Raw genomic sequence first — 18,275 nt, forward strand, 5'->3', positions numbered from 1 at the left:
TCACTACGCCCGCGGGTGGGCGAGACGGTAGGTCGCCGTCAGCCGCTCTGCTGACACGTGCGTGTAGATCTGCGTCGTGCCGAGGCTCGCGTGACCCAGGATCTCCTGGACCGCACGCAGATCCGCTCCGCCGTCCAACAGGTGCGTCGCTGCGGAGTGGCGCAGGGCGTGCGGGCCCACGTTCTCCGCTCCCACGACGGGGCCCAGCGTCCGGGCGACGAGGGCGTACACCGCGCGCGGGCCGATGCGCCCGCCCCGGGCGCCCAGGAAAACGGCAGGCGGTGCGTTCTCGGCGCGCGCCGAGAACACCGGGCGCCCCCGGGTCGACCACGCCGCGATCGCGTCGCGCGCCGGACGCCCGTAGGGCACGACGCGCTCCTTGGCGCCCTTGCCGAGGACGCGAGCGGTCGCACGATCCTGGTCCAGGTCGTCGATGTCGAGTCCGCAGAGTTCGGAGACGCGCATCCCCGAGGCGTAAAGCATCTCGAGGATCGCGTGGTCGCGGAGTGCCTCGGGGTCGCCGCCTGCCGCCGCCGCACGTTGTTCGTCCAGCAGGGCGCGCATGCCGTCCCGCGAGGCGACGGTCGGCAGGGTTCGTCCCCGCTTCGGCGAGACCAGGCGGAGGCTGGGGTCCACGGCGACGAGTTCCTCGTCCTTCGCCCAGGCGAAGAACGACCGCGCGGCCGCGGCACGGCGCGCCAGCGTGCTGCGCGCGTCGCCGCGCTGCGTCGCCGCCCAGAGCCAGTCCCGCAGCGTCTCCAGGTCGACGTCGGCCACCCGGACGTCCCCGGCGGATGCGATCAGATCCTTCAGGTCCGCGCGATAGGCGCGCACCGTCGCCGGTGACAGCCGCCGCACCCGGGCGAGATGCGTCGCGAAGGCGTCGACGGCCGCGGACAGCTCCATGACTCCAGCATGACCCGTCCGCTCCGTCGATCGCCGTCGCCCCGCCGGGTACGGCGATGTCGCCGCGTACTCAGTTGGTGCCGGCGGACACGACTGACGCCGGGGACGCCTGCGTCGCCGGGCTCGCCGGGGTGGGCGGCGTCGCGGGGGTGGGCGGAGTCACCGGCGACGGCGCGGTGGGCGGGGACGGCGGCGTCGTGGGCGACGGCGACGTCACAGGATCCGGGGCGGACGTCGCGGTCGCGGCCGTGGGGCCGGTCACGACGGTCACCGAGGTGTCGGTCTGCTGGAGCCGGACGGTCTGGGTGTCCAGGACGTCACCGCGGTTCGTCACGACACCGCCCGGGATGACCGTCCCCTCGGTCGTCTGCAGATCCATCGTGCTGGCAGTCGCGACGGCTCCGCCGGCGACCACACCGAGCCCGACCACTCCGGTCACTCCGTAGGCGATCCATCTCTTCCTGCTCATGTCCACTCCTCTTCTCGATCGGCGAGAGCCGATGTCCTTCCTCCATCGTCGCCACCCGGGCTAAGCGCAATCGAAAGCGCTCGTGAGACCGTTCTTAGGCGGGTGTTCGATGCGTTCATTTGGCGCAACAGCCGATCCGCTCCTGCGAGCATGGCGTCCTCGCGCTGCGGGTCTCCGAGGTCGCGCGCCGCGATGGCGTGCCCGAGGAGGTGCGTCGCGGCGTAGATGCGTACCGCAGGGTCCGCTCCCCAGCGGTCGAGAGCCTCGCCGGCGAGATACCGGAGTCGCGAGCGCCCTTCCGCGGGGCTCTGCTCCGCACTCGCGAGCGCATGCGCCACGAACGCCGCGGGATCCTCGGCCGCAGCACCGATGCCGAGCGTATCGACGTCGATCAGCCCGGTGATCGTGTCGCCGCTGAGGAACAGCTGTCCGAAATGCAGGTCTCCGTGCACGACGACCGGTGCTGTCGGCTCGAGCGTCGCGAGGCCGGCGCGGATGCGCTCGACGAGCGCCATCGCGTCGGCCGAGCCTTGGCTGTGCGTCGCATACCAGTCCAGCCGGTCCGTGACCGGAGTGAGTCGGCGCGAGGTCCGGACAGCGGCGATGCGCGGCCTCAGCCGGTCGACGGCGTCGATGAGCCCGGCGGGATGCCAGTCCGCGATGGGTGCCGGAAGCCCCTCGGCCTCGGCGAGCACCACCAGCCCTTCGGGTGACCATCCCCGCACCGGGGGCACGGGGAGTCCTGCGGACGCGCACGCCGCGTGCGCGTCGACGATGCGCCGCACGCGACGCGGTCGGACGACCTTGACCCAGACGGTCCCCTCGCCGGCGGGGATGCGCACGACCGCCCGGCGACCGGGACGGTAGGCGATCAGGTCACCAGGGCCCGTCGCGCGGATGCCCAGCCTGTCGAGCAGTACCTCGGCGGCATGGGCGTAGGCGACCGGCGCGAGCGCCGGCAGGTGCGGGTCCGCCGGATGCATCCAGACCCGCGCCTCCGGGTGGGCCGGGTCCTCCCCCGTCGCCATACCCGTCTCGGCGTCGACCGTGATGCCGGACGTGTCGACGTAGTAGACCTGCGCGGGGTCGGCGCCTTCCACGGTGAAGCCCGCGACGCTCCCCGCCCCGAGCGGTTCCCGGCTGATCAGCGATACGGGCACGTCGCCCAGCGCATCGCGGATCAGCTGCTCCTCCGCCGTGACGACGGCCGTCCGTTCCCTCGGCATCGTTCGATTGCATCACGGATCCCGCGGACGTTGGGTGAGACATCTCTTAGTCAGACCGGACTGCGCCCCGGCGCTCGGGATACTGGAACAATGACCGAACCCGTCGCCGACTCCCCGCCGCGCCGCTCGCGCGGCGTGTCGGTGCGTACCCGCATCGTCGCGGCGATCACGGCGGTGACGGCTCTGGGCCTGCTCGCGGTCGGACTCGCCGTCTCTCTGGAGGAGCGTCAGTCGAATCTCGATGAGATCGATGCGCGGTTGCGCGCGAATCTGGACTCGGCGCGCTTCATCGTCGCGGACGGGGACCGCTCGGTCGGCGACGGCGTGGACGCGGTGCCCTGGAAGACGTCCACCGATGCCCTGCGCGCGGTCGTGCAGCGGATGAGTCCCGACGACAACGCCGGCGCGATGGGAATGGTCGACGGCAGGATCGGCATGGTGCCCGGAGTGGCACTGGACATCGATCTCGGTGCCGCGACGGACTTCGCCGCCTACGTGGACGGCGAGGTCACGGACGGCCTGCCCGTCATGGGCACGTATGCGGAGGACGGTGTGGTGTGGCGCTATCTCGCGGCACCCATCTCGGTCGCGGACTCCCCCGCACCCGAGGAAGTCCTGTTCGTGCTCGCGTATGACGTCGAGGCAGAGCTCGCCGAGTTCGACGGCGCCGCCCGGACGTTCCTCGTCTCGTCGATCATCGTCGTGCTCATCGTCGCGGCGACCGGGACCGTCGTCGCGACGCGTCTGCTGCGCCCGCTGCGGCAGATGCGCGAGACCGCGAACCGCGTGTCGGCCCAATCGCTGGACGAACGCATCCCCCTGGTCGGGAACGACGACGTGGCCGAGCTCGCGCGGACCATGAACGCGATGCTGGACCGCCTGGACGCCGCGCTGGAGTCCCAGCGCGAGCTGCTCAGCGATGTGGGGCACGAGCTGAAGACGCCGATCACGATCGTGCGCGGACACGTCGAGGTCATGGACCCGACCGACCCGGCCGACGCCCGGCAGACGCAGTCCCTCGTCGTGGATGAGTTGGACAGGATGGGCAGGCTGGTGCAGGACCTCGCGAGCGCGGCGTCCCTGCACGGTCCGAGTCCGGTGAACGCCGCGCCGGTCGACGTCGCCGATCTGGTCCAGCAGATCTTCCGCAAGGCACAGGGCATCGTGGGTGCCGAGCCGAGCCTGGTCGCGACGGCGCACGTGGTGGCCGAGTTGGACGCCGCGCGCATCACCCAGGCGATGCTGCAGCTCGCGCAGAACGCGGTGACGCACGGCAGCGAACGCATCGAGATCGGCAGCAGAGCGGATGCCGAGACCGTCACGTTCTGGGTCCGGGACTTCGGCCCCGGCGTCCCCGACAAGGACAAGCAGCGCGTGTTCGAGCGATTCCACCGCGGCACGGACGCGAGCGCTCCGGGCAGCGGACTCGGTCTCAACATCGTCCAGGTGATCGCGCACGCCCACGGCGGCAGCGTGACCGTCGCCGACGCAGCAGGGTCGGGTGCCGTGTTCGCCCTGCGCATTCCCCGATTCCCCGTGCGCACGGAGCGAGCCGACGAGACGCCGGCACCGCAGACCGGGCCTCACCCATCCGAGGAGACCTGAACGATGGCATCGATCCTCATCGCCGACGACGAAGCCCGGATCTCCGGGTTCATCGAGAAGGGTCTGCGCTCCGCCGGGTTCGCGACCCGCCTCGCCGCGACCGGGCCGGAGGCACTGGAGCTCGCGTTGACCGACGAGTTCGACCTCATGGTCCTGGACGTGAACCTCCCCGGGTTCGACGGCTTCCATGTGCTGGAGCAGCTGCGCGGGTCGGGCTCGCGGATGCCCGTGATCATGCTCACGGCACGTGTGGAGCTGCACGACACGATCGCCGGGCTCGAGGGCGGAGCGGACGACTACCTCGGCAAGCCGTTCCGGTTCGACGAGTTGCTGGCCCGCATCCGCCTCCGGATGCGCCGCGATGAGACGGCGGCGCTTCCCGAGCTCAGCCATGGCGACCTGCACCTCGACATCCGCACCCGCCGTGCGCGGGTCGGCGATCACGCGATCGAGCTCTCGGCCAGGGAGTTCGCCCTCGCCGAGGAACTGGTGCGCAATGCCGGGCAGGTGCTCAGCCGCGAGCAGCTGCTCAGTCGGGTGTGGGGGTACGACTTCGATCCGGGATCCAACGTCGCGGACGTGTACATCGGCTACCTGCGCCAGAAGCTCGGCGCCGGCCGCATCGAGACGGTCCGCGGAGTCGGCTACCGGCTGGTCTGAACCTCCTTCAGCCAGCCGTTCTCACGACGAGACGTCACCCCGTCCAGTTCGAGCATCCCCAGCAGACCACGGACGCGGTCGACCGCCAGCCCGGAGCGCCGCGCGATCTCATATGGCGACACCGCCGTGCGCGTGCTGAGGGCGTCGAGCAGTCGGGTCGTGTCCGGATCCGGCCGTACCGCTGCGTCGGGTGCGGCCGGAGCATGGTCTCCCCAGAGCTCGCGCACCTCGGCGGCCGTCGTCACGCAGATCGCGTCGTACTCCCGCAGGAGTCGATGGCATCCGGCCGAAGCGGCGGACGTGATCGGGCCGGGGACGGCGCCGATGGGGCGGCCGAGCGATGCGGCGTGTCCTGCGGTGTTCAGCGACCCGCTGCGCCAGCCCGCTTCGACGACCACGGTCGCACCGCCGAGCGCGGCGATCAAACGGTTGCGCGCGCGTAATGTTCTGCCATGATGGCGCGTATGGAACTCGTGGACCTCTACACCCGTCTGTCAATCTATGACGATACGACCGACGGCATGGAGCGGCAGGAGAAAGACCTTCGGGCTTGGGCCAAGGCGGAGGGCTGGACTGTCCGGAAGGTCTGGCGCGATCCGGGAGTGTCCGCGTACAAGGCCAAGGTGCGCAAGGACTTCGAACAGGCTCTAGAGGCCCTGAAGGCCAAGGAAGTTCGCACTCTTCTCGTTTGGAAGCTGGACCGGCTCAGCCGACGTGGAGCGGGCCACATCGGAACCATGATGGATGACCTAGAGAAGGTCGGCGGTCGTATCCGGTTCCTGAAGGACGGGCTGGATACGTCAGAAGAGAATCACAGGCTGAGCCTCATCCTGTTTTCGGAGCAAGCGCGCGGCGAATCCAAGAACACATCACTCCGGGTGAACAGCAAAAACGAAGCTCTCCGCGACGCCGGTCTGCCGACCCTTGGGAAGCGCCGTTTCGGTTACCTCGACGCGGACAAGTCCATAGGCCGCATCGTCAACACTGTTGAGCATCCAGAAGAGGCCGAGGTCGTCAAAATGCTCTTCGCTCGCTACATCGGCGGGGAGTCGATCAACGCTCTTGCCAAGGAGTTGGGCTGGCGGAATGGCCGGGTGCGGGAAACTCTCTCCAATCCGGCATACATGGGCATCCTGAAGAGCGGCGACATCACCTACCCTGCCGCTGAGCATGTCGCGCGGCTAGTCGATGAGGATGCGTTCATGACCGCACAAGCGCGGCTCGCCAGTCAGTCGGAGATTTACCGTGGCTTCAACCACAGCGGCGGACAGGTCAAGCACGTTGCATCCGGTATCGCCTTCTGCGGCGTATGCAACTCGAAGGTGATGTTCCGGAACTCGTACGTGTGCCAGAAGGTGCCGACGCGGCACATCAGCATCAAGGAAGCGACGCTGGACCAGCTGATCATGTCCAAGGCCGTCGAAACTCTGCTGGACCCGAATTTCAGCGTGGACCTTGAGCCGGGGACTCGTAGCGCAACTTCGATTAATGCCGATCTAGTCCAGACAGAGGCAGACATCCAAGATGTTCTTAGCGGCCTCTCTGAGGGCCTGAAGATGGCACAGCTGCTTCCGCATCTAAAGCCGCTACAAGAGCGCCAGACGGCCCTACAGAGGGAACTAGAGGCCTATTCGGCGGGGAGTGTCCAAGCTCGTGTGCTCAACGACATCGCGCAGTCGATGAGGAAGGCCGCCGAGGTCTGGACCGCCAAACCTCCGGGGGTTCGTACCCAGAGGATGCTCGCCTCGCTGGCGTACGCCGACCTGCCGTTGAACCAGAAGCGAGAACTGATCGAGGGCCTTTTCTCAGTCGTGGTCCATCCCGGACGTGGCTCTGAGCGCGTGAAGATCGCACTCAAGCGGCGGATAGCCTAAGCGGAGCCAAGGGAAGAGGACAGTATGTGTCAGTACTCGGAGCGATGCCCAACGACGAAGCACCGTCCTGGCACTCGGTGCCCTGTGATCGTAAGGCAGGAAAACCAGATGCGCCGCGTGGTGAGCGGCCTAGCTCTTCTCGCCATCGCGGCCGTAGCCTTCGCTGTCGTGTACTTCTTGTTCCTCAACTGAGCTTGACGGCTCCACAATCTCGGCATTCCCAGCGCTCGCCGCGTGGCGTGGCTGTGGAGTCCATCGTCACTAGGCATTCCGGACACCGGGGACTCATCCCGTCAAAGTCGGGTCCCTCTGACATCGGAATGTCGGCGTCGAGCGGCGGGAGGATCACTGCGTCACGCTCGGCAGGATGCGACGGTTCTTTCTTACCTTTCCACCGTCTGCGAACTGCCACTCGATGATGAGGTTTGGGCGGCTGAGCGTGTGACGCGCACGGGAAAGGACTTCAAGCGAGTCACCGGCGTAGATGGCGTACGGAAAACTCTGACGGAACTCCAACAAGGTAGCTTTCTCCACTGGATCGGCCTCCACTGCCGTCACGATGACATCGCGAGTCGAGCCGTTCTTGATCGTGAACAGATCACCGCTAACGTGCTGAGCATCCTCCCAAGGTGGAGCATCGTAAGTAGCGTTCTCTCGCTTCTCCGCACGTCTGGCACGCAGATATCCGAGTACGCCTAGGACGGCACTCAGGAGGGCGATGAGCCACGGTGCCCACTCCCAAACGGCTTCGCCTACTAGCTTCCAATCCATGGGGGACAGTGTAGGGAGCAGACAGCGCTGGGCATGCAGAAACCCCCGAACTCTGCCGGGGGCTTTCTTGTTCTGCAATCAGTCGTGGATCGAAGGATCGTAGGGAGCCACGTCCTTGAGGTTGGCCGACAGGATGCGGTGAACCGATGCCGACGACAGGCCGGTGAGGCGGGCAATCTCCCTCATCGAGTTTCCGGCTTCGCGGTACTTTAGAACTTTCTTCACGTTCTCCTCCGTCATTGCACTACGGGGCCGTCCTGCCACCTGCTCACCGGCCTTGGAGCGAGCCGCCTTCGCCGCTCTGGCCTCTGCAACGCGCTCGGCGTTCATCTCACGTTCCCACTCGGCTACAAGCGCCATGAGGCCGCGCATGAGCTTTCCGGTCGCGCCATCCATGTTCTCGCCTTCCTTGAGCGAACGGACCTTGACGCCGCGTTCCTCAAGATCGGCAACCGTCTGCATGACATGCAGGGCCGAACGCCCAAGGCGGTCGAGAGAGTGAACTGTAACCGTATCCCCCGCGCGCACACGCGAGAGAAGATCATCAAGGCCAGGGCGCGACTGTCGCGCCCCGCTGATCTTGTCGGAGAAGATATCTGTCTCTGCGATCCCTGCCGCCGTCAGCGAGTCAATCTGCCGGTCGAGCGTCTGCGAGACAGTGCTAACGCGGATGTAGCCGAACGCCTTGGAAGTGGTCATGTCTCAACTGTAACTGCTACAGAGTTTTGAGACAAGTAGCAGAAACAACTTTTGAGACGGCCAATCGGGGCGTGTCGGTGGGATCAGGCCGCGATGCCGGGTGCGTCCCATAATCATGCTTTTGAAACAAGCCGACCCCCTCCGGTGGACCTCACGAAGGCCGGAGGGGGGTCGGTGTCGCGCGATTGGCCAGAACTCGCGCGAAGTCCCGAGCCGGGAGAAACGAAGGAAAACTCCGGCTCGGGCGTTTAGGGGTCAGGCTCGCCGGATGCGCTCGTTCTGCTCCGCAACGAGCCGGTCGATCCGGTCACGCTCGGACGCATCGCGGTTCCCAACAAGCTCGGCTTCCTCTGCCGGGGTCCAAGTATGAGGCTGATAGCCAGCCCGTATGGCTTCGTTGGATCGTTCGTTTTGCAAGCTCGCGTCGCGTCGTGCGCGTTCTCTGTCGTCAATCATCATCGCTCTCCCAAGAAATCCAGTGGTGAAGGTGAACCAATACGGTTGCGTACGCCTCGGTCTGACTACGCGTGGCCCAGAAGCGGCCTGGTAGGCCTTCCAAGGCCTCTCTGAGGTCCGTTTCCAAGCGCCTGAGGGTTTCTCGTTGCTGGGGCGTGGACCGTGCCGTACGGGTAGGAGACATTGGTCATCCTCCGTAGTGGTTCGTAGTGCGCTGTCCGCTGTCTGAAGCGCCATAGAGAGCGTTGATGCGATCAAGCTCGGCCTTACGCTCGCCGTCGTCAACGATCTTGCGAGCGGCCAACACCGCACGCTCGCGTCTCATAAACCGGATGCGCTCATCGTCCTCACCCAAGAAACTGATTCCGGCGGAATGATCGCCCTTGCGGAACCGCACGGTTCCCCATCGTGCTTCCTGGGCCGCATCGTCTAGATCGAGCCAAGATGCACCATGGCGGTCTAGTGTTGTCGCGCGATCAATCTCAAGAACCTCACCCCGGAGAGCGGTTCGGCTCGCGAAGTCGTCATGTGGCACCTGTAGTCCTGATGTGAGGACGGTGATCTTGACGGTCTCGGGTTTCTTGTTATTCATGCTGTCCTGCCGATCTGAGTGCGGAGCGCATCCGCAAGTAGCTGTGTCTCTGGGTTCTCGTTGAGGACCTGAAGCAAGTCCCGAGCGCTGTCCGGGTACGTCCGGACGAAGGTCCGAATTCCCAGCGCGAGGGCTTCGGCTTCCTCCACGAACTGCGCTACCCCCACGTCATCAACCCCGAGTTCGCTTAGCAGCTTGGAGAGAATTTCGGCCTCGCCTTTGATCGCGCGGCTCTGTGCAACCGGTGAACCGTTGACCTTGGCCTGGCGTCTGAGCAGTCGCGCGTGTTCTGCCGTCTCTACCAGGCGGGTCAACACGTCCGTCATGCCCGGCTGATCGTCCACGATGCGGACCAACTCTGAAGTAGTGAGACTTGCGTATCTCGCGAGTGTACTTTTTGCAAGGCCCATCTCTCGGGCGATTACCGAAACGGGTACGTTGTCCGCAATCATCGAATCAATCCGCGTGCGTTGCGGATGATTCTTGATTGTATGAGGGCGACCCACGTTTATCACTTCCTTGAAAACAGTAGAGAGAAGAGGGGCTGGATGAGTGAATGCTTAACCCCTCTTCTCGGGGTAGAGAGGGATGAAATGATCGCCAAACCAAAAAACCTCTCTAATACAATTAGAGCACATATGTTCCCACTATGGCCCACATATTGAGACATTTTTGGAACGATTTTGCGGGCCACTGCTTCACATATCAAGTGTTCGATGAAAACTAGAGTTCCTGCGTCAGGAAGGACCATTGCTCCTCATTGATCCAGTCCAGGTCTGGGAGCGCATTTTCATCTTCTTCAGCTGTCGCGCCGTCGCGTGCCGTAGGCTGAGCGACGGCAGGCGCGGGCGAGGATTCATCCGAGCCGTTCTTTTCGATCTTTCGATCTTGTGTTCTTATCATTGGCTCTGGAGCACCAGTCTGTGGTTCTGGGGCACCAGTCTGTAGTTCTGAAGCACCAGTGCTGGGGTCCGAGGACACCAGTTGCGGACTAGAAGACTGCTGTTCTTGAGCACCAGTCGTGGTGCTCTCAGGCTTCCAATGCTGATTCGCGTTATCCAGCACCTGTCGCACGAGTGGCGATTTTCTGAACGTGTAGTTCTCAGATTCCTTGCCGTTTCGGCGCTGTCGATCAGCGACGACAATGACGCCATTTTCCTTGAGGAACGCGAGAACTCGGCGAGCGGTGCGCGGCGTCGTGCGTGCAATCGACGCGATGCCTCTTTGACTCAGTCGACTCTTCTCACCGGTCGCGTAGTCGATGTGTTGTGCTAGGGCCATGCCTACTCCCCAGAACGCTCCACCGGGGATGCTCTTAGCCTTGAGAATGTAGTCAGGGAAGTACTCAAGGAACTTCCTAAACTCCATCGCGCTCAACGCTTGTGGGTCAGTTGTTGCCGTCTTTGACGTTGGCTTCGCCATTTTTCTAGTTTCCATCTTCTCTTTGCTCCCTTGTCGGAGGGGAGTGGTGAGCCAGCCGTGCGGAGAAAGATGGAAAACGCAACCCGGCCGGCTCACACTCGTGACACGGTTTCCGACAATCCGCATGAGACCTTATACGTCTCAAAACTACAATCGTCCAAAACCTGAACCACTATTCTTGGTCCGAACTGCGTCGCCGGTATTCGCGCGCCCATTCGGTGGCGGCAGTGCGGCATTTATTGCAACGACAGCCCCTTGCATATTTGCTGTTTGTGCCGTGTTCGGCCTTCGCGGCGCGCCCTGCGGGATTTGCTTTCCGCTCGGCCCGGTACATCTTCCGCGCGTCGATGCATCTAGGACAGCGACAGCCGTAAGACGCGTACCCGGCATTGGTGCCGTGGCGCGGATCATCCTCTGTGAGCGGTTCCGGCTTCCACGTCTTCAGCCGCTTTGAGGGGATCACAGGGCGCTCCTGAGGCATCCGGTCATCCCTGGGCACGATGGGCGCTGTACGGGCCTCTGACGGCTTCTCAGGCTCATCGCCGACGACTTCCGCGATGAGCGTCCGGTTCGTATGAAGGACCCGCTGAATCTCGTTCGTTCCCGCGCCCGCGTTGTGCAATCGAAGGATGTCGGCCCGGAGTTGTTCCGGGTCCTCTCGGTTCTCGGCGAGCGTCTTCATCGCGGCCGCATCCTCGGCGATCCGGACGGCGTAGTCGGTGTCGAGGAGGAACGCGCGGCGGGCGTCTGCGAGGAGGGCGGCGTACGGGCTGGAGTCGAAGTCGGGGACTTTTCTGTGTCGTGGCATGGTCTTACTTATCGACCAAAACTCACACCGCTAGTTAGAGTGGGCCTCATGAGCGCAACGAAGCGGTTTCTTGATGCACTGGCAGAGTACGAGCTAGCGAAGAGCCAGCAAGGGCAACTCCGCGTGACCCCGGCCCCTGACCTTGACACGGCGATTGGTGAGGTCGAGCGAGCACTGAAAGCTGTGATTCGCGAAGAGATGAATGATGTGGCGAGGCGCGCGTTTTGAGCTAAGTATCATGGCGTAGGTTTACGCGCCAGGAAGCGCCATTTCGTCGGCGCCGTCCCGCAGGGCACCTCGGCCGCGACCGCTCCGCGTTCGATGATCCGCTCGAACAACTGGTGGTGGCCAACGGGGTACGCGCGATCGATCCCTCCTGCGAGGAACGCGACTGTCGTGCCGCCGACGCCGAGAGCCGCGCGGTGGGCGACTCCGTCGATCCCGTACGCGCCGCCCGAGACGACGAGGGCACCCGCCGCGGCCAGATCGCCGGCCAGTTCCGCCGTCACGGATTCGCCGTACGAGCTGGCCGCACGCGCGCCGACGACCGCGACGCTCGGTCGTCGCGCGAGATGCGCCGGGTCGCCGCGCACCCACAGCAGCACCGGAGCATGCTCGCCGAGATCGTCGAGCGCGGACGGCCAGTCCGGCCCGTCCGGCATCAGCAGGCGCGCGCCGATCTCGGAGGCCGTGCCGAGCGCCGCCCGGACGGACTCGACGTCGGCCCGGGGCCGCCAGCGCTCCCGCGCGACGCGCAGCAGCTTCGCCCCACCGGCTCCCCCGAGCGCGTCGATCGCCGCGGCCTCGGCTCGCGGACGACGCACATCCGCGAGGGCCGCCGTCAGAGCACCCACCGCACCGAGGCCCGCGATGAGCGCCCCGGCGGTGCCGTCTCCGGGCTCGGCGACCACGGACCACGCCGCCCGTGCCAGGACCTCGTCGGCATCCGCATCCGGTCGCAGGCGCCGTACGAGCCCCAGCAGATCCGAACGGCGTCTCAGTGCCTCCATCATGTGATCAGTCCTCTCTTCAGGAACAGCGCGCGTCCGATCTCCTCCCGCCCTGGGCGGTCCAGGCCCGCGAGGTCGGCGACCGTCCAGGCGAGCCGCAGGACCCGGTCGTAGCCGCGGAGCGTGAGCGCACCGCGTTCCAGCGCCCGGTCCAGGGGCGCACGGTGGTCGGCCGCCAGACGATGCGTGCCCTGGCGCAGCCAGGTGCCGGGGACGTCGGCGTTCACGCGCCACGGCGTGTCACGCCAGCGCGCTGCGGCCCGCGCCCGCGCCTCGGCGACACGGTCCCGTGCGACCTGCGAGGTCGGCGCCGTGCGCTCCCCGGACGTCGCGCGGGAGGCGGCGACCCTGGCGACCTGCAGATCGATGTCGATCCGGTCACGCAGCGGACCGGACAGCCGGGACGCGTAGCGCCGGATCGCGATCGGCGGACACGTGCACTCCGCGCCGCGCACGCCGTAGTTGCCGCACGGGCAGGGGTTCATCGCGAGAACGAGCTGGAACCGGGCCGGGAACCGCGCAGTGAATCCGGCGCGCTGGATGTCGACCGTCCCGGACTCCAGCGGCTGGCGGAGCGAGTCCAGCGCCTGCCTGCTGAACTCGGCGGCTTCGTCGAGGAAGAGCAGACCGCGGTGGGCGCGCACGATGGCACCGGGACGGGGCACGCGCGAACCGCCGCTGACGAGGGCCATCGACGAGGCGCTGTGGTGCGGAGTCTCCAGCGGCGGCACACGATCGAGTGCCGCCACGGGCAGCCCTGCCAGCGAGCGGATCGAGGCGACTTCGAGCGCTTCCGCCTCGGTGAGCTCGGGCAGGATGCCGGGCAGGCGCCGTGCGAGCATCGTCTTCCCCGCGCCGGGCGGGCCGCTCATCAGGAGGTGGTGCCCGCCAGCGGCCGCGGTGAGCAGCGCGTCGACGGCCTCCTCCTGCCCGATGACGTCCGACAGGTCGACCGCCACGGAGTCCTTCTGATCCGCGTTCGCGGGACCCGGGATCGGATCGACGTCCGGGATCTCGACGTCGGCGCCGTGCCATGCCGCGACCTCGGCGAGCGTCGTCGCCGCGCGCACCTCGATGTCGGCGACGAGGCGGGCTTCGTCGGCGTTCGCGTGCGGGACGACCACGCGCTCGAATCCGGCCCGCTGCGCCGCGAAGACCGACGGCAGCACGCCGGGGACGGGGCGCAGCCGTCCGTCCAGCCCGAGTTCACCGATATGCACGGTCCGGCCGATCGAGCCGGCATCCAGTGACCCGCTCGTCGCCAGGGCCGACACGGCGACGCCGAGGTCGAACGCGGACCCCTGCTTGGGCAGGCTCGCAGGCGAGAGATTGACCGTGAGACGTCGAGACGACAGTTCCAGCCCCGCGTTCTTGCAGGCGTTGTGCACGCGCTGCGTGGCTTCGCCGAGTGACCGGTCGGCGAGGCCGATGATGCGGAAGTCCGGGCGCTGGTTAGACAGGTCCGCCTCGACCTCGACCATGTGCCCGTCCACGCCGGTCAGTGCGACCGCCCAGGTGCGCACCGCGCTCATCGCAGATCCACCAGGTGCTCCAGCGTCCCCGTGCGCGGATCGGCGCCGACGATCCCGATCGCCTCGAGCCGGACCCGCGAGTGCACCGCGAGGCCCGGGTGCGCTTCGATCCAGGCGTGCGCGAGTCGCCACAGCCGCCGGATCTTGCGCTCGTCCAGGGCCTCGAACGGGTGCCCGTAGCGCAGTGAGGTGCGCGTCTTGACCTCGACCACGCAGAGCATGCCGCGGTGCGAGGCGACGATGTCCACCTCACCGGCGGGACAGCGCCAGTTGCGGTCCAGGATCGAGTAGCCGCGGTCGCCGAGGTGCGCGACCGCGCGCGCCTCCCCCGACCTGCCGAGATCGTCCTTCGCTGCCATGCGGACAGCATCGCCGCTCACACCGCACGTGCGCGCGCGGCGAAGCGCACGCCCTACGGCACCTGGGGAGTATTCCCCTCAGACGCCGCGCTGTGCAGAGCGGGTCACTTGCCGTCGAGTGAGAGCTCTTCCGGCAGCTCGAACTCGCGCCGCTGGAGCTCCTCGACGTTGACGTCCTTGAACGTCAGCACGCGCACGGCCTTCACGAACCGGTCCGCGCGGTAGATGTCCCACACCCAGACGTCGCTCATGGAGATCTCGAAGTAGAAGTCGTGTTCGGTGTCGCGGCGCACGACGTTGACCTCGTTCGCGAGGTAGAAGCGCCGCTCCGTCTCGACGACGTACTGGAACTGCGAGACGACGTCCCGGTACTCGCGGAACAGCGCGAGTTCGAGTTCGCGGTCGTAGTCGTCGAAGGCTTCCTCATCCATGATGTGTCCATCCTACGAGGCCGGGCGGTTGCGCGGCGCACCGACGGCGTCAGAACAGCGTCGGAGCACCGGCGATCGACCAGGACGCCCGATGCAGCGGCGAGAGACCGCGCTCCTCGATGGCGGTGCGGTGCTCGGGACTCGCGTATCCCTTGTTGCGATCCCACTGATACACGGGATGCTCGTCATGCAGATCGGTCATCAGGGCGTCGCGGGCGACCTTGGCGATCACAGAGGCCACCGAGACCGAGGCGCAGTCCCGGTCGGCCTTGATCACCGGGCGCACCCTGATACGGGACGGATGCACGCGGGAGACGTAGTCGTGGTTGCCGTCGAGGATGACGAGGGCGCGGTCGACCGGGACTCCCTGCTCGGCGATCGCCAGCAGCGCGCGGGACGCGGCGAGCCCGAGGGCGCGCATGATCCCCACCTCGTCGACCTCGGCAGCGCTCGCCCAGCCGAGAGCGGATGCCGGCACCCAAGCCGCCGCACGCCGCGCCACGTCGGGACGGCGCCGCTCGGTGATGAGCTTGGAGTCGCGCAGCCCCTCCGGGATGCGACGACGCGCCCCCGCGGCATCCATCACGGCGGCCCCGATCGTGACCGGACCCGCGAGTGCTCCCCGGCCCACCTCGTCGAGGGCGATGATGAGCTCGTGCTCCTTCAGGAGCGAGCGTTCCAGCCGGAGGGACGGCGCCACGACGGTCATGAGGCGGGATCCGGCACGCCGTTGAAGACCTCGTGATGGCCGTCGATCAGCCCGATGCGATCCAGCGGCCACGTCGTCAGGAACGCCTTGCCCACGACGTTGTCCAGGGGGACGAACCCCCCGCTGGGCAGGTCCTGGTGCGCTCTGGCGTCCTGCGACCGATCGCGGTTGTCGCCGAGCAGCCAGAGCTGGCCTTCCGGGACGGTCACGTCGAACGGCTCCTCGGAGGCGAGCGTGTCGCCCTCCGGCAGGTTCAGGTACGACAGCTCGTCGATCGGCGCGTCGTTGACGGTGATCTGACCGAGGGAGTTGCAGCACACCACGTGATCGCCTGGCAGCCCGATGAGCCGTTTGACGAGGTGGTCCTGGGAGTCGGACGCCGAGATCCCGATGAACGTGAGCACGCCGTCGAAGAAGGCGAGCAATGGCGGCTGCGCGGGCTCCTGGGCCGCCGGAGGGAGCCAGCCGCCCGGATCCTGGAACACGACGACGTCCCCGCGCTCGTATCCCGTCCATCGCGGTGTCAGCTCGTCGACCAGGATGCGGTCGTTCACGAGGAGCGTCTGCTCCATCGAGCCGGAGGGGATGTAGAACGAGCGGACCACGAAGGTCTTCACGAGGAACGACACCAACGCCGCGATCAGCACGATGATGAGGACATCGCGCAGGAAGATCAGGAGGCCACGCCGCCGCTTCGGTTCCGGGGCCGGGGTGGACTCAGTCGTCATCGCATTCCTTCACGAGTTTCACGCCGAACGTCGGTGCGGCCCTACAAGGCTCGCACATCCCGACCGAAAGAAAGCACCCCGGGACGCGAGTGTCCCGGGGTGCTTCATTGGAGGCGGAGATCAGTTCTCGCGCTTCTCCTTGATCTTCGCCTTCTTGCCGCGGAGGTTGCGCAGGTAGTAGAGCTTCGCGCGACGCACGTCACCGCGGGTGACGACCTCGATGTGGTCGATCACCGGGGAGTGCACCGGGAAGGTGCGCTCGACGCCCACCTGGAAGCTGATCTTGCGGACCGTGAAGGTCTCGCGGACACCGTCGCCGGAACGGCCGATGACGACACCCTGGAAGACCTGGATACGGGAGCGGTTTCCCTCGGTGATGTTCACGTGCACCTTGACGGTGTCGCCGGGGAAGAACTCGGGGATGTCCGAGCGGAGCGAAGCCGCGTCGACGGCATCGAGGATCTGCATGATCGTCTACTCTCTGCATCCGCCACAGGTCGGGTGCAAGCTGGAAGGAATACGTAAGGTGTGTGCTGAACGGAACGTCATGTCCGCGGGCTCCCCTGAGGCAGAGCCGGTCACGGCACAAGGACCTATTCTGCCACGGATCCCCGGCGCCGCCAAAACGCGGTCAGCGGTCGGTCTCGGGCTTCTCCCTGATCACGAAGACCTCGCTGTCCGTCGTGTCCCGGCGAGCATGATCCTCGGCGACCGGCGTCTGCCAGGTCGTGCGGATGACGCGGACGCCGCCCGCCCCGCGTGCTTCGCTCCACAGCTGCCACAGCGACAGCCACACCAGTGCGATGCCGACGATGATCGCCCCGGTCAGAGCGGGAGCGAACCAGGACGGGTAGAACCCGATCGCGATGGTCAACGCGTGCCACAACCCGAATCCTGCGACGTCCCACCAGGAGACCGCGCGCGTGAGCCTCACCGACGGCCGAGCCCGAACGAGCAGCGTGAGGATCAGCTGGCCGAGGAACACCGACGGGATGCCGATGAACAGGAACAGGAACGCCCAGCCGCCGCGGGAGAACACGCCCCATCCGACCAGCAGCCACAGCGGCAGCACGAAGGCGGCCGGGATGAGCCACCGGAAGAACGCCTCACGCAACCACATACTGCGATGCTACGTCGCCCGAGGTCCGCGTTTCGAGGTGTTCGCTGAGAGCGGGTGCAGCCGACGCGCCTCGGCATCCGGGAGAATGGAACCACACGAGAGGAAACACCATGATCGAACTGCGCACTCCGTCCGAGATCGACGAGATGCGGGCAGCGGGGCGATTCGTCGCCGAGACGCTCGCGACCCTCCGGGCGGAGACGAAGGTCGGCACGAACCTGCTGTCGATCGACCGCCGCGCGCACGACATGATCCGCAAGGCCGGCGCCGAATCCTGCTACATCGACTACGCCCCGTCGTTCGGACGCGGCCCGTTCGGCAAGGTCATCTGCACGTCGGTGAACGACGCGGTGCTGCACGGCCTTCCGCACGATTACGTGCTGCGCGACGGCGACCTCGTGACGCTCGACTTCGCGGTCTCCGTGGACGGCTGGGTCGCCGACTCCGCCGTCTCCTTCGTGGTGGGCACGCCACGTGACGAGGACCTCCGTCTGATCGACACGAGCGAACGGGCCCTGGATGCCGCGATCGCGGCCGCCTCGGTCGGGAACCGGATCGGGGACATCTCCGCCGCGATCGCCCAGGTCGCTCACGGAGAGGGCTACAGCATCAACACCGACTTCGGCGGTCACGGCGTCGGTCGCACGATGCACGGCGACCCGCACGTGGCGAACGACGGCAGGGCCGGCCGCGGATTCCCCCTGCGCTCCGGGCTCGTCCTGGCGCTGGAGCCGTGGTTCCTCGCCACGACCGACGAGCTGATCACGGACCCGGACGGCTGGACGCTCCGCAGCGCCGACGGCTCGCGCGGGGCGCACTCCGAGCACACCGTCGCGATCACCGATGACGGGCCGATCATCCTCACCGACCGTTCGTTCCTCGGCGTCGACTGAGTCCA

The 18,275-nt window shown here is 66.6% G+C and carries 23 protein-coding genes; 5 read left to right on the forward strand and 18 right to left on the reverse strand.

Translation table 11 applies throughout. The annotated features are described in order from the left end of the window. Positions 1–3: 3 nt before the first annotated feature. The 3 genes from AC3RXZ_RS02985 to AC3RXZ_RS02995 all read right to left on the reverse strand — a co-directional run bounded on the left by AC3RXZ_RS02985 (position 4) and on the right by AC3RXZ_RS02995 (position 2,601). The gene (locus tag AC3RXZ_RS02985; protein ID WP_491493118.1) at positions 4–906 is read right to left on the reverse strand and encodes a tyrosine recombinase XerC; all 903 of its coding nucleotides are present in this window, start codon (positions 904–906) and stop codon (positions 4–6) included. A gap of 70 nt (positions 907–976) precedes the next feature. Further along, a complete protein-coding gene (locus tag AC3RXZ_RS02990; RefSeq protein WP_243225421.1) occupies positions 977–1,375 on the reverse strand; it encodes a hypothetical protein in 399 nt (132 codons plus the stop codon). Beyond that, complete coding sequence (locus AC3RXZ_RS02995; protein WP_283818071.1) at positions 1,372–2,601, reverse strand: phosphotransferase; 1,230 nt, start codon at positions 2,599–2,601, stop codon at positions 1,372–1,374. Before AC3RXZ_RS02995 ends, AC3RXZ_RS02990 begins: the two co-directional genes overlap by 4 nt. A 90-nt stretch (positions 2,602–2,691) precedes the next feature. On the opposite strand from AC3RXZ_RS02995, the gene AC3RXZ_RS03000 reads away from it, so the two are divergent. Together AC3RXZ_RS03000 and AC3RXZ_RS03005 are read left to right on the forward strand one after the other, a co-directional pair. Beyond that, positions 2,692–4,206 carry a sensor histidine kinase gene (locus AC3RXZ_RS03000; RefSeq protein ID WP_243225416.1) on the forward strand — a complete coding sequence of 505 codons (1,515 nt, stop codon included), beginning with the start codon at positions 2,692–2,694 and terminating at the stop codon, positions 4,204–4,206. 3 nt (positions 4,207–4,209) lie between these two features. Then, positions 4,210–4,866 carry a response regulator transcription factor gene (locus AC3RXZ_RS03005; protein ID WP_243225413.1) on the forward strand — a complete coding sequence of 219 codons (657 nt, stop codon included), beginning with the start codon at positions 4,210–4,212 and terminating at the stop codon, positions 4,864–4,866. Here the strand turns inward: AC3RXZ_RS03005 and AC3RXZ_RS03010 are convergent. Then, entirely contained in the window at positions 4,851–5,291 is a 441-nt protein-coding gene (locus AC3RXZ_RS03010) for a DNA-processing protein DprA (protein ID WP_491493119.1), read from the reverse strand. The genes AC3RXZ_RS03005 and AC3RXZ_RS03010 overlap by 16 nt on opposite strands. Positions 5,292–5,330: 39 nt before the next feature. Between AC3RXZ_RS03010 and AC3RXZ_RS03015 the strand changes: the two genes are divergently transcribed. Next, positions 5,331–6,740, forward strand: coding sequence for a recombinase family protein (locus AC3RXZ_RS03015; RefSeq protein ID WP_491493120.1), 1,410 nt, complete (start codon positions 5,331–5,333; stop codon positions 6,738–6,740). Between the two features lie 345 nt (positions 6,741–7,085). Here AC3RXZ_RS03015 and AC3RXZ_RS03020 read toward each other — a convergent pair whose 3' ends face one another. The 6 genes from AC3RXZ_RS03020 to AC3RXZ_RS03045 all read right to left on the reverse strand — a co-directional run bounded on the left by AC3RXZ_RS03020 (position 7,086) and on the right by AC3RXZ_RS03045 (position 11,488). Next, positions 7,086–7,511: a hypothetical protein gene (locus AC3RXZ_RS03020; protein ID WP_491493121.1), complete on the reverse strand. Its 426-nt coding sequence runs from the start codon at positions 7,509–7,511 to the stop codon at positions 7,086–7,088. 78 nt (positions 7,512–7,589) lie between these two features. Next, the gene (locus AC3RXZ_RS03025; protein WP_491493122.1) at positions 7,590–8,210 is read right to left on the reverse strand and encodes a recombinase family protein; all 621 of its coding nucleotides are present in this window, start codon (positions 8,208–8,210) and stop codon (positions 7,590–7,592) included. A gap of 643 nt (positions 8,211–8,853) precedes the next feature. Next, positions 8,854–9,258 carry a hypothetical protein gene (locus AC3RXZ_RS03030; protein WP_491493123.1) on the reverse strand — a complete coding sequence of 135 codons (405 nt, stop codon included), beginning with the start codon at positions 9,256–9,258 and terminating at the stop codon, positions 8,854–8,856. Beyond that, positions 9,255–9,710: a hypothetical protein gene (locus tag AC3RXZ_RS03035; protein WP_491493124.1), complete on the reverse strand. Its 456-nt coding sequence runs from the start codon at positions 9,708–9,710 to the stop codon at positions 9,255–9,257. Before AC3RXZ_RS03035 ends, AC3RXZ_RS03030 begins: the two co-directional genes overlap by 4 nt. A gap of 271 nt (positions 9,711–9,981) precedes the next feature. Next, complete coding sequence (locus tag AC3RXZ_RS03040) at positions 9,982–10,680, reverse strand: hypothetical protein (protein ID WP_491493125.1); 699 nt, start codon at positions 10,678–10,680, stop codon at positions 9,982–9,984. A 172-nt stretch (positions 10,681–10,852) separates the two neighbouring features. After that, positions 10,853–11,488: a hypothetical protein gene (locus tag AC3RXZ_RS03045; protein WP_491493126.1), complete on the reverse strand. Its 636-nt coding sequence runs from the start codon at positions 11,486–11,488 to the stop codon at positions 10,853–10,855. A 48-nt stretch (positions 11,489–11,536) separates the two neighbouring features. Here AC3RXZ_RS03045 and AC3RXZ_RS03050 point away from each other — a divergent pair, with 48 nt between their 5' ends. After that, positions 11,537–11,716, forward strand: coding sequence for a hypothetical protein (locus AC3RXZ_RS03050; RefSeq protein WP_491493127.1), 180 nt, complete (start codon positions 11,537–11,539; stop codon positions 11,714–11,716). Between the two features lie 8 nt (positions 11,717–11,724). Here AC3RXZ_RS03050 and AC3RXZ_RS03055 read toward each other — a convergent pair whose 3' ends face one another. The 8 genes from AC3RXZ_RS03055 to AC3RXZ_RS03090 all read right to left on the reverse strand — a co-directional run bounded on the left by AC3RXZ_RS03055 (position 11,725) and on the right by AC3RXZ_RS03090 (position 17,377). After that, entirely contained in the window at positions 11,725–12,501 is a 777-nt protein-coding gene (locus AC3RXZ_RS03055) for a DNA-processing protein DprA (RefSeq protein WP_491493128.1), read from the reverse strand. Then, complete coding sequence (locus AC3RXZ_RS03060) at positions 12,498–14,030, reverse strand: YifB family Mg chelatase-like AAA ATPase (RefSeq protein ID WP_491493129.1); 1,533 nt, start codon at positions 14,028–14,030, stop codon at positions 12,498–12,500. Before AC3RXZ_RS03060 ends, AC3RXZ_RS03055 begins: the two co-directional genes overlap by 4 nt. Next, the gene (locus AC3RXZ_RS03065; RefSeq protein WP_491493130.1) at positions 14,027–14,389 is read right to left on the reverse strand and encodes a YraN family protein; all 363 of its coding nucleotides are present in this window, start codon (positions 14,387–14,389) and stop codon (positions 14,027–14,029) included. Before AC3RXZ_RS03065 ends, AC3RXZ_RS03060 begins: the two co-directional genes overlap by 4 nt. 104 nt (positions 14,390–14,493) lie before the next feature. Then, a complete protein-coding gene (locus AC3RXZ_RS03070; protein WP_243225393.1) occupies positions 14,494–14,820 on the reverse strand; it encodes a DUF2469 family protein in 327 nt (108 codons plus the stop codon). A gap of 49 nt (positions 14,821–14,869) precedes the next feature. Further along, on the reverse strand, positions 14,870–15,529 hold the full coding sequence (rnhB, locus tag AC3RXZ_RS03075; RefSeq protein ID WP_491493131.1) for a ribonuclease HII: 660 nt from the start codon (positions 15,527–15,529) through the stop codon (positions 14,870–14,872). Next, on the reverse strand, positions 15,526–16,257 hold the full coding sequence (gene lepB, locus AC3RXZ_RS03080; RefSeq protein WP_243225390.1) for a signal peptidase I: 732 nt from the start codon (positions 16,255–16,257) through the stop codon (positions 15,526–15,528). The genes rnhB and lepB overlap by 4 nt, the downstream gene beginning before the upstream one ends. A gap of 120 nt (positions 16,258–16,377) precedes the next feature. Continuing rightward, complete coding sequence (rplS, locus tag AC3RXZ_RS03085) at positions 16,378–16,725, reverse strand: 50S ribosomal protein L19 (protein WP_243225389.1); 348 nt, start codon at positions 16,723–16,725, stop codon at positions 16,378–16,380. Positions 16,726–16,888: 163 nt separating this feature from the next. After that, positions 16,889–17,377 (reverse strand): MFS transporter permease, encoded by a 489-nt coding sequence (locus AC3RXZ_RS03090; protein ID WP_243225388.1) that lies wholly within the window; start codon positions 17,375–17,377, stop codon positions 16,889–16,891. Between the two features lie 110 nt (positions 17,378–17,487). Here AC3RXZ_RS03090 and map point away from each other — a divergent pair, with 110 nt between their 5' ends. Beyond that, positions 17,488–18,270, forward strand: coding sequence for a type I methionyl aminopeptidase (gene map, locus AC3RXZ_RS03095; RefSeq protein WP_243225387.1), 783 nt, complete (start codon positions 17,488–17,490; stop codon positions 18,268–18,270). The last annotated feature ends 5 nt before the right edge of the window (positions 18,271–18,275 follow it).

The sequence above is a fragment of the Microbacterium cucumeris genome (assembly GCF_058349845.2).

Excerpts from the sequence above, each read along its gene's own strand:
- rnhB (WP_491493131.1), bottom strand. The coding sequence starts at position 15,529 with ATGACCGTCGTGGCGCCGTCCCTCCGGCTGGAACGCTCGCTCCTGAAG.
- AC3RXZ_RS02995 (WP_283818071.1), bottom strand. The coding sequence starts at position 2,601 with ATGCCGAGGGAACGGACGGCCGTCGTCACGGCGGAGGAGCAGCTGATC.
- rplS (WP_243225389.1), bottom strand. The coding sequence starts at position 16,725 with ATGCAGATCCTCGATGCCGTCGACGCGGCTTCGCTCCGCTCGGACATC.
- AC3RXZ_RS03015 (WP_491493120.1), top strand. The coding sequence starts at position 5,331 with ATGGAACTCGTGGACCTCTACACCCGTCTGTCAATCTATGACGATACG.
- AC3RXZ_RS03035 (WP_491493124.1), bottom strand. The coding sequence starts at position 9,710 with ATGATTGCGGACAACGTACCCGTTTCGGTAATCGCCCGAGAGATGGGC.
- map (WP_243225387.1), top strand. The coding sequence starts at position 17,488 with ATGATCGAACTGCGCACTCCGTCCGAGATCGACGAGATGCGGGCAGCG.
- AC3RXZ_RS03065 (WP_491493130.1), bottom strand. The coding sequence starts at position 14,389 with ATGGCAGCGAAGGACGATCTCGGCAGGTCGGGGGAGGCGCGCGCGGTC.
- AC3RXZ_RS03020 (WP_491493121.1), bottom strand. The coding sequence starts at position 7,511 with ATGGATTGGAAGCTAGTAGGCGAAGCCGTTTGGGAGTGGGCACCGTGG.
- AC3RXZ_RS03030 (WP_491493123.1), bottom strand. The coding sequence starts at position 9,258 with ATGAATAACAAGAAACCCGAGACCGTCAAGATCACCGTCCTCACATCA.
- AC3RXZ_RS03090 (WP_243225388.1), bottom strand. The coding sequence starts at position 17,377 with ATGTGGTTGCGTGAGGCGTTCTTCCGGTGGCTCATCCCGGCCGCCTTC.
- lepB (WP_243225390.1), bottom strand. The coding sequence starts at position 16,257 with ATGACGACTGAGTCCACCCCGGCCCCGGAACCGAAGCGGCGGCGTGGC.
- AC3RXZ_RS03000 (WP_243225416.1), top strand. The coding sequence starts at position 2,692 with ATGACCGAACCCGTCGCCGACTCCCCGCCGCGCCGCTCGCGCGGCGTG.
- AC3RXZ_RS03025 (WP_491493122.1), bottom strand. The coding sequence starts at position 8,210 with ATGACCACTTCCAAGGCGTTCGGCTACATCCGCGTTAGCACTGTCTCG.
- AC3RXZ_RS02985 (WP_491493118.1), bottom strand. The coding sequence starts at position 906 with ATGGAGCTGTCCGCGGCCGTCGACGCCTTCGCGACGCATCTCGCCCGG.
- AC3RXZ_RS02990 (WP_243225421.1), bottom strand. The coding sequence starts at position 1,375 with ATGAGCAGGAAGAGATGGATCGCCTACGGAGTGACCGGAGTGGTCGGG.
- AC3RXZ_RS03050 (WP_491493127.1), top strand. The coding sequence starts at position 11,537 with ATGAGCGCAACGAAGCGGTTTCTTGATGCACTGGCAGAGTACGAGCTA.
- AC3RXZ_RS03045 (WP_491493126.1), bottom strand. The coding sequence starts at position 11,488 with ATGCCACGACACAGAAAAGTCCCCGACTTCGACTCCAGCCCGTACGCC.
- AC3RXZ_RS03055 (WP_491493128.1), bottom strand. The coding sequence starts at position 12,501 with ATGATGGAGGCACTGAGACGCCGTTCGGATCTGCTGGGGCTCGTACGG.
- AC3RXZ_RS03060 (WP_491493129.1), bottom strand. The coding sequence starts at position 14,030 with ATGAGCGCGGTGCGCACCTGGGCGGTCGCACTGACCGGCGTGGACGGG.
- AC3RXZ_RS03040 (WP_491493125.1), bottom strand. The coding sequence starts at position 10,680 with ATGGCGAAGCCAACGTCAAAGACGGCAACAACTGACCCACAAGCGTTG.
- AC3RXZ_RS03070 (WP_243225393.1), bottom strand. The coding sequence starts at position 14,820 with ATGGATGAGGAAGCCTTCGACGACTACGACCGCGAACTCGAACTCGCG.
- AC3RXZ_RS03005 (WP_243225413.1), top strand. The coding sequence starts at position 4,210 with ATGGCATCGATCCTCATCGCCGACGACGAAGCCCGGATCTCCGGGTTC.